The sequence below is a fragment of the Cyanobium sp. LEGE 06143 genome (assembly GCF_015207535.1).
Lineage (GTDB): Bacteria > Cyanobacteriota > Cyanobacteriia > PCC-6307 > Cyanobiaceae > NIES-981.
In genome coordinates this window covers 1-3,288 of sequence record NZ_JADEWP010000230.1, presented here as the reverse complement: position 1 = coordinate 3,288, position 3,288 = coordinate 1, and the positions used below count along the sequence as shown (strand labels likewise).

At 65.5% G+C, this 3,288-nt stretch carries 4 protein-coding genes and 1 tRNA gene; 2 read left to right on the top strand and 3 right to left on the bottom strand.

All coding sequences use genetic code 11. The features are described from left to right. Positions 1-83: 83 nt before the first annotated feature. Both IQ216_RS12770 and IQ216_RS12765 read left to right on the top strand, forming a co-directional pair. Positions 84-1,235: an alanine--glyoxylate aminotransferase family protein gene (locus IQ216_RS12770; protein ID WP_193815773.1), complete on the top strand. Its 1,152-nt coding sequence runs from the start codon at positions 84-86 to the stop codon at positions 1,233-1,235. Positions 1,236-1,343: 108 nt separating this feature from the next. Then, positions 1,344-1,415: transfer RNA gene (locus IQ216_RS12765), tRNA-Gly, on the top strand. A gap of 394 nt (positions 1,416-1,809) precedes the next feature. On the opposite strand, the gene IQ216_RS12760 is transcribed toward IQ216_RS12765, so the two are convergent. From IQ216_RS12760 to IQ216_RS12750, 3 genes are all read right to left on the bottom strand, one after another. Next, positions 1,810-2,232 carry a type II toxin-antitoxin system VapC family toxin gene (locus IQ216_RS12760; protein WP_193815772.1) on the bottom strand — a complete coding sequence of 141 codons (423 nt, stop codon included), beginning with the start codon at positions 2,230-2,232 and terminating at the stop codon, positions 1,810-1,812. A 305-nt stretch (positions 2,233-2,537) separates the two neighbouring features. Then, positions 2,538-2,807, bottom strand: coding sequence for a hypothetical protein (locus IQ216_RS12755; protein ID WP_193815775.1), 270 nt, complete (start codon positions 2,805-2,807; stop codon positions 2,538-2,540). A gap of 278 nt (positions 2,808-3,085) precedes the next feature. Next, the coding region (locus IQ216_RS12750; RefSeq protein ID WP_228007494.1) for a hypothetical protein at positions 3,086-3,288 on the bottom strand (203 nt) is incomplete at its 5' end.

The following is a 3,288-nucleotide window of genomic DNA, read 5'->3' as shown; positions in this document are numbered from 1 at the left end:
GGGTTGGGCCCCTGTGGTCAGTTTTTTACATTGGTGGATTGCGCCGCTCCGCGGCCGCGCCCCTCCTCTGCTCCGCAGCACCCATGCAGGACAAGCTCAGCCTGATGATCCCCGGCCCCACGCCGGTGCCGGAGACCGTGCTGCTGGCCATGAGCCGCCATCCGATCGGCCACCGCAGCGCCGACTTTCAGAAGATCGTCAAGCGCACCACCGAGCAGCTGCAGTGGCTGCACCAGACCAGCGGCAGCGTGCTGGCCCTGGCGGGCAGCGGCACGGCCGCCATGGAGGCGGGGATCATCAACGTGCTCAGCAAGGGCGACACCGTGCTCTGCGGTGACAACGGCAAGTTCGGCGAGCGCTGGGTGAAGGTGGCAAAGGCCTACGGGCTCGAGGTGGAGGTGGTGAAGGCCGAGTGGGGCCAACCGCTGGATCCCGAGGCCTTCCGCGCCGCCCTGGAGGCCGACACCGACAAGCGCATCCGCGCGGTGATCCTCACCCACTCGGAAACCTCCACCGGGGTGATCAACGACCTGGAGACCATCGCCGGCCACGTGCGCGCCCACGGCACCGCGCTCACCATTGCCGATTGCGTGACCAGCCTCGGCGCCTGCGACGTGCCCATGGACCGCTGGGGCCTCGATGTGGTGGGCTCCGGCTCCCAGAAGGGCTACATGATGCCGCCGGGCCTGGGCTTCGTGGCCATGAGCGAGCGGGCCTGGACGGCCTACGAGCGCTCCAACCTGCCGAAGTTCTATCTGGACCTCGGCAAATACCGCAAATCGGCCGCCGCCGACAGCAATCCCTTCACCCCGCCGGTGAATCTGTACTTCGCCCTGGAGGCCGCCCTGGGGATGATGCAGCAGGAGGGCCTGGAGGCGATCTTCGCCCGCCATGCCCGCCACCGCAGCGCGGCCCAGGCCGGCATGAAGGGGATGGGGCTGCGGCTCTATGCCGCCGAGGGCCATGGCAGCCCGGCGATCACGGCCGTGGCTCCCGAGGGGGTCGACGCCGAGGTGCTGCGCAAGGCCGTGAAGGAGCGCTTCGACATCCTGCTGGCCGGCGGCCAGGACCACCTCAAGGGCCAGGTGTTCCGCATCGGCCACCTCGGCTTCGTGGCCGATCGCGACGTGCTCACCGCCGTCGCGGCGATCGAGGCCACCCTGCAGGGCCTGGGCCTGCTGCGGGGAACGGCGGGGGCCGGCGTGGCCGCCTGCGCGGCGGCCCTGGCCGGCTGAGCTGCCGCAACGGCCGCAGAGACTGGCAAGGGAGGCATCATGACCCTTGCTAGTCTCAACAAGCCAACAACGCAGACAACATCAGGACGCCTGAGTTGGCTACACCTTGCGGGTGTAATTCAGTGGTAGAATGTCAGCTTCCCAAGCTGAACGTCGCCGGTTCGAGTCCGGTCACCCGCTTTCAGTCCAGGCCTGATAAATCCACAGAAAAACCAGTCTGACACTGGCTGTAGGACCAAACATCTCACGTGGCGCCTACCCATGACTGGGAGGGGACGATCCGAACCCTGGTGTCTCACGTCACGCCCTGTCTCAGCGGGACTGCCGCAGAGGCTGGACCGTTCTGAATCATCGGGGGAACCCCAGGTCTTGCTACCAATTCCATGGCCATGCGATCAAGTCGATGAAATGCGGGATGCAGTTGTCTATGGGTTTGATGAATTTCAGAAGGGCGTTGATCCTGATTTCGGCGTAGCTCGCATCATTCGGCCCCAGCAGCTGGAGCCGGTGCGAGTCAGCCTTGATGCCCGCTGAGTTCGGCTTTTCTCTGCAGGCCCTGCCACGGATTGTGGGCTTATTCCAATGCTGGCCTCATCCCGAGGGCTGCCGCGGCTTGCTGCATCCGGCCTTCGAAGCTGGCCAGCTCGGTGCAGAGGCTGTGCAGGGCCACCGCCAGATGCAAGGTATCACCGGCACCGAGTCCGAGAACTGGATCCAGGAGCAACGCGGCCGCCTCGTGAAAGCGGTCGCGATCGAGCGAGCGCAGTTCAACTCCGCCCTGCAGCAGGCGCTCGAACTGCTCCCCAGCGGCCAGGCGTGCCTCAGAACGGAGGCCGTGATGGCGCTGCTTGATGCCCAGGGCGCTGTGGGTTTCGGTGATCAGCCAGTCGCTGCTGATCAAGGGTTGGCGAGATTGCGCAAACCAGTCGAGGGCGTGGCCACTGCGTTCTTCTGGGGTCAGCAGGGCCACCACCACGCTGGTGTCGAGATAGACCACCAATAGGTCAGCATCACCAGCGTTCACCGCCGCGGCAGTCCTCGTTCACCGAAGGGGTGAGAGGCATGGTTGCCTGAAGCCGGCGCAGATCTGTGGCCAGGGCAGCGCGATCCAGCTTGCACAGAGGCTCCAGGCTCAGGCGGCCATCCGGTCCAACAACGATGTCGATCTGATCGCCTTCCTGCAGCCCCGCCAGACGCAGGCAATCGGTCGGGAGTCTGTCCGCCAGGCTGTTCCCCCAGCGGCGGATCGCCTGCGGGAAGTGCTGGCAGGTGTGTCAGCTGAGCGAGCTTGCTGAAAGCCCCTCAACCCCGCGGCTTGATCAGCTGCAGCACCTGGGGCCCGGTATTGGCCAGGCGCCGTTCTGACTTCAGCAGTTCGAGGATCAGGCGCGCCGATTCGGCCACCTGGCCCTCGGCGGCAGCCTGCCGTGCCGCTGTGTCGAGCTGGCTGATCTGCACCTGAATGTTGGCAACGGGCTGGGGGTTGGTGGGAACCCGCCTGGACTGGGGACGCCCTGGGGAGAGGGCAGACCGTGGCCGGACGTGGAGATCGGGGGAAAGGGCGACTGTCATGCAAGGACGGAAGAAAGGACCGAAACGGGCTGGGTGGGCGCAAAGAGACGGCGTGGATCAGCGTCAGTAGCCAGGCCGCGATCCCAGCTGGAACTGATCGATGAGCCGGCGGAAAACAATGGAGTGGTCGCTAGAGCGCCGGCACCCCATGACTGCATCAACAAACTCAGGCGCCTGGACATTGCAAGATCCAGACGCCCATAAGAGTTGGTGCAATCCTACCATCCATGGCTATTGCCAGAACGTCGATTTGTGGGTTTGGAACAAACCCGAAACCCTCAGGTTCCTGGTTCCACCCCGCCGGCTCCAAGGGCCGAGATCTGCCGCCGCAGGCTCTCGCAACGCTCGGCGTCGCCGCGGCTCACGGCAACGGCGAGGGCAAATTCGAGCTTTTCGCGCTGGTGATCCGCCTCGCTGATCAACACCCTCGGGAACCCTGCGCCGCAGCGGGCTGAACTAGTCGGTGCAGCCTGGCTGGTGG